The organism is Roseospirillum parvum, assembly GCF_900100455.1.
Taxonomy (GTDB): domain Bacteria; phylum Pseudomonadota; class Alphaproteobacteria; order Rhodospirillales; family Rhodospirillaceae; genus Roseospirillum; species Roseospirillum parvum.
The window spans coordinates 1-6,719 of record NZ_FNCV01000023.1 but is presented as its reverse complement, the minus strand read 5'-3'; the positions used below and the strand labels follow the sequence as shown (position 1 = coordinate 6,719).

Here is a 6,719-nt window from a genome sequence, read left to right as displayed (position 1 = left end):
GCGAAGCGCGCCAGGTCACAGGCCAGGGCCGTCACCAGCGCCGGCACCGGCGACAGCGGCAGCGCGTAGCGGCCGCGCAGATAGCCGTCGATCAGGGCGGTGGCGTCGGCCAGCGCCGGGCCCAGGGCATCGCCCTCCTCGCGGTAGGCGAGGTCGGCGATTTCCTGGGCGCCGAAGCGCTGCTCAAGGTCGGCCTGGGTGGCGTAGGTGGTCATGACGGTTTCAACGGGCCTTCACGGCTGCCTGAGAAGAATGGAACTGGTGGCGGGCATCCCACCCGCCTGGCCGGCTCCCCGGCTGGCCGCTGTTCGGTGCCCTCTTCCAGCACCGGGCGTTTTGCTGCGCGGCCTCCCCTCGAGCATTCTTGTCAGCGCTCTCCCTGGGCGGCCTGATGGGCCTCCCAGGCAGCATCACGCTCGGCCGCCGACACCTCGCGCCGCACGACGGCCGCCAGCGCACGGGCGTCGGGCCGACCATCCTTCGTCCAGTGATCCGGATTGCCCGGCTCCAGCTGGCCGATGGCGGCCAGCAGGTCGGTGGCACCGTCGGTGGCGGTGGCGGGATCGGTGGTGTCGGTGTCGGGGGGCTCGACGACGACCAGTTCGGGGTCCGCCCGCAACTGACGCAGCTGCAACTGGCTGAACGTCCCGGCGGGATGGCTCACCGTCTCGGTCGGATGGGCCAGGCCCGCCCGGCGATGGGCTCGCCGGGCGGTGATGGTCAGGGTGGGGCTGATGAAGTCCTGGTCGCTCACGGCCACCTCCATCAGGCCAGCCACGGCACGACGAGCAGCTGCGCGGTGCCCTTGTAGACGTTGGTCGCCCCGGCGGTGTCGCGCTCGGCGTTGAGGATTTCGAGGGCCGCCCCCTCCAGGTTGGGCGGCACCACCAGATGCGTGGGCCGCAGGCCCAGCGGCCGCCCATGGTCGCCCTTCTGCCCCATCATCCACTGGCGGGCGGCCTTGTAGGCGGCCTTGTCCAGGGTCTTCTTCGACCCCCAGGCCAGCTGCCACAGCCCGAACCCGACGTTGGACCGGCCATCGGCGCCGTACAGGAACTCGTTGCGCTTGAAGACGTTCTCGTCCGTCTCCTTGGTCATGCTGACGAACTGGAACGCCTTGCGCTCCTGGTAGATCACCGGCTTGATGGCCCGACTGAGATCGAGCAGAAACCAGGGCTCGCCGGTGCCGGCCTCGGCGTCGGTATTGGCGACACTCTGCACGGCGCCGTCCGCATCGAGCACCGGGTGATCGGCATCGAAGAGGGGCTGGCCGTCGTAGCAGGGGGTGCTGAACCCGTTCGCCAGCAGGCCCCACACCTGTTCGTCGGGATAGGCCCCGACGCTGCGGCCCATCTCGGTGAACATGGGCGCGTAGATGCCCAGGTTGTCGTCCTCGATATCGTCCCGCGAGACCCCGACGGTGAGCTCGTGGTTCTTGTTCCGGATCGCGTAGCCGTGGCCCTGCAGGCCGTGGACGACACGATCGCCGAGCCACTCGCGCACGCCGGGGATCTTGCCGAGCCACCCGTACTCCTCGGTGCGGGTGGTCGAGTTGACCTTCATGGCCACCGTGGGCCACTGGCTCTCATGCTGGCCGAGGCCCTGCTGGAAGCTGGTCTTGAAACCGGTGTACAGAGTCTTCAGGGTGCCGTGGGTGATGAGCATCTGACGCGCCTCTCCTAGCTGATTTCGACCCAGACGCCGAGGTCATCCACGTCGTAGACGAGGCCGGCGATGCTGCGGGTATTGGTGCCGTCGGTCGCCGCCACGGTCTGGTCGTCGACCGCGTAGCAGGGGTTGCCGATGTGGGTGCGGTCGACCTCGTCGCCGCCGGAGCTGTTGGCGAAGCGGAACACGCCACGCTTGACCTTCACGGTGACGTCGCCGGCGGACCCGCCCGCGTTGTCGGCCCGCGCCTCGGCTCGGCCGACCGCGGTCAGCGTGGTTGCCGTGGAGCCCGGCACGGCATTGCCGGCGGCGTCGAGGCAGGTCAGGGCGCCGGCGTGGATCACCGTGTCGGCGGCCACCGGCAGCTCGCGCAGCCGGCCGTCCAGCTTCTCCGGGGTGTTGCGGTCAGCGGTCAGCGCGGCCATCAGGCGGTCTCCTTCTCGGCGTCGCGGGTCTTCTTGTAAGTCTCGGGGTCAATGCCGAGCTGGCTGCAGACGGCCAGCTCGTCGGCATCGAGGCCGGCCGCGCCGGTGGCCTGCCGAGCGGCGCCGCCCGGCTGCGCGCCGTGGGCGGCCAGGGCGGGCGCCTTCTCGGCCCACGCCTGGAACCCGGGCAGGTCCTTGGTGGCGTACTCCAGCCCCCAGTCGCGCAGGGCCGGGGAGAGCTTGCCGGCCTTGGTGGCCTCCTCGACGGCGCCATGGGCGGCGGTCTCGGCCGCGCTGGCCTGCATGGCGGCCACCTGGCCCTGCAGCTCCTGGAAGGCGGCCATCGGCACGTACTCGGCGGGGTCGGGTTTGGCCGGCGGCGCGGCCTGGGTCGCGCCGTGGGCGGCGGTGGCCAGCTTCTCGACAGCGGCCTTGATGTCCCCGGGCGCGGCGTCGGGCTTCAGGCCCAGCACCTGGGCGATCTCACCCTGGGTGGTGGCGGCAACGGTCAGGCTGGCGGTGTGCGCCGCCACCTGCTCGGCGGTGGCGTCGGGCTTCAGGCCCAGCGCCTCCAGCAGCGTCTGGTACTCGTCCATGGGGCGTTCTCCGAAATCCTGGCCGGCGAGAGCGACCAGATCGAGGTTGGGAATGTTGATGAGGGCGGCGGCGGCGATCTGCCGTACCGTGCCGTCGGGCTGGTGGCGAAATACGGGGCTCAGGTAGCGATACTCGCGGGCCTGGATGTGGGCCGAGGCGGCGGCCGTCCATTCGACCCGCCCCCACACCTCGCCATTGCGGGCCTCGAGTTCCTTGATCCAGCCGGCGGCGATGGCCGGCCGGCCGTTCTCGCGGGCCCGCAGGATCTGATGATCATAGTCGATGGGGATGTCAGCCGAACCGTGATGGGCCCGGGTGGCGTCGATCACCGCCTGGGCGTCGACGTGATATGGCCCACGCCCGTCGCGGCCTCGGAAGGTGCCGCCGGGCAGCAGATGGACCCACTCGGCTGGCGCGTCCTGGCCGGGCTCCAGACCGATCGCGTGGGCCGCGATGGTCTGGTCGGCGGTCGGGGTGGCCGCATGGGCCGAGAGCTGGCGATGAGACATGGGTGGTCCGCGTCCTCGGGTGGCGTTCGGGCACCGTAGAGGACGGGATTGGGGGCGGGAGGGCTGACATTTGTCAGTCCACCCCCGCATGTGGGGGAGTGCCCTCACCATAGCGCCGCCTTGCGAGGCCGTCCAGAAAGGGCGACGCGGGCCCGTGGTGCGCTTGAGGCCAGCCAGGCCCCGTCCCCGCAAAACGACCTTCCCAGGCCTCTCACGGCCTCTTACGGCCTCTCAATCGGCCATCGACGGCCCGACCGGTCGGTCGGCCGGGAAGCGGCGCCGTTGATGGGGGATTGAAGGGGGCAGGGCGACGAAGCTGGCAATCCGCCGAAGGGGAAGGGCGCGGCTTCAGGCGTCCTGGAGCGACCTTGATCCGCCGGGAGGGCGGGTGTATTCTGAAGGGGAAAGGCGATGGTCGTGGACGGGCGCGTTAACCATCGCTGGCTTGCCAGCCGCCCGATCAGGCTGGCGCTCAATCCCCCTCAGTTCTGCGGTAGAGCAGCGCCCCGCCTCGGGCGCGATTGGCTTGGTTGAGCGCGCCGGCGCCAAAGAAGGTCCACGCCTCTATACGTCCGCGATAGGCGTTGACTGTCAGCATCAGCCGCCCGCGCTCGGGCAGGTCGACAGCCCGAATGAAGCGCCGCCGCAGTTCGATGCGGCCGGTCAGGCGATGGCGCTCCCAAGCCATCCAGATCTCCTCTGGGTCTGTCAGCAGGTCCGGCAACAATGGCGCCAGGGGTGCCCGGCCGAGTTGGAGGTGTCCGCCCAGCGTCTCGGCCGACACGTGGACGGCGCCGCCATCGGGCGTGAAATAGGTGCGCTCGCGGCCGCCGATGGTGCGCGCCACGGCATCGACCACATCCTTTTGGTCGCTGGCCGGCGGCCCCAGGGGCGGCCGCGAGCGCACAGGCAGGTCGCGGGGCAGCCCAAGTTCCTCCCAGTCCGTACCGCCGATGCGCTCCCAGTCTCCCTGCCGGCGGGCCCGGAAATCGTCGAATACCCGCTGGTCCACATTCCGCCCCCAGGCGGCCTCGCCTGGATTGTAGCCCCAGCCGGTGTCGATCCCCTGTGGCGTGGGCCAGGTGGTGGTGGTGCCGTCGGCTCGCCGGACGGTCCTGGCCTCGATCATCACCTTCGGCGCTTGGTCGGCCGGCGTCGGCGTGTAGCCATAGCGCGCCAGCTGGCGTTCGGTCAGCACCTGGATGGTACAGCGGCAATACCAGCCGTTCGGCGGATAGTGTGTCGCCCAGAAGGCATGGTCGGCGGGCAGCACGACGCCGTGCCAGGCCTTGTGCTGCGGCCGCGTTCGACTATCCAGGACCGCCTGGTAGCGCAGGTAAAGGACCCGCCCGCGCTTGCGTTCCCGCGCGGTGGCGGTGTTGATCTGCTGCCACTTCCCGGCGGCCCGGGCGGTCCGCATGTTGGTGTCGTAGATGACCCGCGATCGCCAGCCCCGGCTGCCTTTGTAGGTCCAGCCGTGGCGGGCCACGATGCGGTCGAAGTCCCGGCGGAAGTCGGCCAGCGTGGTCCCTTCATCCAGCGCTTTCTGGAGGGCGCCCCTGAAGTCGGTCAGCAGATCCTCCTTCATGGCGCCCGCGATCACGAAGGCGCGGGCGTGCATGCCCTCCTTCAGGTCGGTCCAGGTCGCGGTGGGGAGGTTGACCTTCTGGCGCAGGTAGTCCTGGGCCTCCTTGAACGGCAGCGGCGTCAGCGGGTCGGGCTCAGCCATGGCCGACCTCGGCCCGGCCCGACAGGTCGGCCACCGTCGCGGCCCGAGCGATCAGGTCGGCCAGATCGTCCAGCGCCAAATCAGGGTAGGCGCGCTCGATGCGCGCCATGGCATCGGGGATGCTGTCGGCGTCATCGATGGTCTGGCGGATGACATCGATCATCGCGTCCATTGCCGGGCCGGCCGCCGCTTCGAGCTGGCCTACCAGCGCGTCCACATCGTCTACGTCATCTCCCGACGGCTCTACACCATGGGCCGCCGAGCGGGTGGCGGCGGCCTCCTCGGGTGCCGCCGTGGGCGCGGCGGCCACGGTCAGCACCTCCTCGTCGGGGTCGGGATCGGGCAGGCCGATGATGTCGCGCACCGTCGACATGCCCACTTTCATCCCCATCGGCACATAGACCTGGAGGTCCTCGCGCAAAGCCTGGCGGTCCACCGGGTCCGGCTCGCCGATCCTCAGGTGCGGGTAGCGGCGCTGGGGGCCCCGGTTGAGATCGACCAGGGGGCGCACCAGGTCGCGCTCGAGCGTGGCCTCCAGCTGCAGGGCGTCGTGATCGCGAATGTCACCCCGCACGTCGTTGTGGGTTTCGCTGGCCGCCCGGCTGCCGCCCTCGACCCGGGTGGTCAGGTTCTGGCCGAGCACCGCGATCGAGACGCGGGTGTCCGCCTCGTTGCACAGATCCGCGAAGGCGGTGACGTTGCCCGTCGCCTTGGCCTCGATCAGCTCGATCGCCATGGTCTCGGGAATGATGCCGCCGAAGTCGCCGCTCAGGGCGCGGATCGCCTGAAGCAACTTGGACTTCTCGGCTTCGGTCGCCCCGGCGCCGTACTTGCCCAGGCGGAATGGCTGGCCGAACCGGTCCAGGAACGCCAGCCAGTCTTTCCAGCCGTAGTTCTGGAACAGGTAGGCCCAGGCCACGCCGCGAATGATCCCGCCTCGGACGGGTCGGCCCGACTTGGCCACCGCGCGATGGACGATGTACTTGAAGGGCGTCAGCGGCTGGGGGTGGCCATCATCGCCCTTCAGCCAAAGCGTCTCGCCGTCGGCCTGGTCCAGCTCGAACCAGCGGGGGTCGCGCCACTTGATCGCGCTGGGCATCCATTGCCGCTCGGTGGTCTCCCAGATGATCTCACAGACGCTGTAGCCCTTGCCCACGGCGTCCAGGATGTCGAACAGGGACAGGCGCAAAGTTTTGGTGTTCAGGAAGTCGCGCACCAGGTCTGCGGCGGCCACGTCGGCCTGGTCGTCAGTGGCGGCCTCGACGGTGATCGGCAGCTGGGCCACGGCGCGCTTTCGTGTTCCCAGGACACCCTGATAGTGCAGGTACTTTTCCTCGACCGCCTCGGCCAGCTCGAGCTGGCGGATCGGGTCACCTTCCTCGGCCTCGCGCAGGATGGCCGCCAGCCTCTGGGGCGTCAGCCCCGCCTCGGGGTGTTCGCCGATCACCTGGCGCACGCCGGTCAGGCCGGGCACGGCCTCCTCGTCCTTTAGGGCGGCAGTCGAGACGGGGTTGCCAAACTGGTCCACCAGGGGCATCGTCAAAATCCTCCAAACCGGCCGCCAGCAATCACATCCAGGGGATCCGCGCCGAGATCATCTTCATCGGGCGGCGGCCCCAGACTGATGCGCCGGCCGCCATCCACCGAACCGGCCGGCACGGCCGGGGTGTAGTCGTATTCGGTGACGGGGGAGCGCGCCGCCTCGATTGCCAGCGCCAGGGCCCAGAAGTGGTCGGCGTGGCCGTCCGGGGTCCGCTCGGCGGCAAAGCGGATATTCCCGGCGACGGTCAC

Annotated in this window: 8 protein-coding genes; all 8 read right to left on the bottom strand. The window is 70.0% G+C overall.

The annotated features are described in order from the left end of the window. A partial coding sequence (locus tag BLR95_RS15095) for a DUF1320 domain-containing protein (RefSeq protein WP_143131043.1) occupies positions 1 to 215 on the bottom strand: 215 nt, incomplete at its 3' end. A 152-nt stretch (positions 216 to 367) separates the two neighbouring features. After that, on the bottom strand, positions 368 to 754 hold the full coding sequence (locus tag BLR95_RS15090) for an HI1506-related protein (protein WP_143131042.1): 387 nt from the start codon (positions 752 to 754) through the stop codon (positions 368 to 370). A gap of 11 nt (positions 755 to 765) precedes the next feature. Continuing rightward, positions 766 to 1,665, bottom strand: a complete 900-nt coding sequence (locus BLR95_RS15085; protein WP_092622048.1) for a Mu-like prophage major head subunit gpT family protein — start codon at positions 1,663 to 1,665, stop codon at positions 766 to 768. A 14-nt stretch (positions 1,666 to 1,679) separates the two neighbouring features. Continuing rightward, complete coding sequence (locus BLR95_RS15080) at positions 1,680 to 2,093, bottom strand: hypothetical protein (RefSeq protein WP_092622046.1); 414 nt, start codon at positions 2,091 to 2,093, stop codon at positions 1,680 to 1,682. After that, a complete protein-coding gene (locus tag BLR95_RS15075) occupies positions 2,093 to 3,199 on the bottom strand; it encodes a phage protease (RefSeq protein WP_176787910.1) in 1,107 nt (368 codons plus the stop codon). Before BLR95_RS15075 ends, BLR95_RS15080 begins: the two co-directional genes overlap by 1 nt. A gap of 472 nt (positions 3,200 to 3,671) precedes the next feature. Then, complete coding sequence (locus BLR95_RS15070; RefSeq protein WP_092622042.1) at positions 3,672 to 4,928, bottom strand: PBECR2 nuclease fold domain-containing protein; 1,257 nt, start codon at positions 4,926 to 4,928, stop codon at positions 3,672 to 3,674. After that, positions 4,921 to 6,465, bottom strand: a complete 1,545-nt coding sequence (locus tag BLR95_RS15065; RefSeq protein WP_092622040.1) for a DUF935 domain-containing protein — start codon at positions 6,463 to 6,465, stop codon at positions 4,921 to 4,923. The genes BLR95_RS15070 and BLR95_RS15065 overlap by 8 nt, the downstream gene beginning before the upstream one ends. A 2-nt stretch (positions 6,466 to 6,467) precedes the next feature. Then, the coding region (locus tag BLR95_RS15060) for a hypothetical protein (protein ID WP_425438449.1) at positions 6,468 to 6,719 on the bottom strand (252 nt) is incomplete at its 5' end.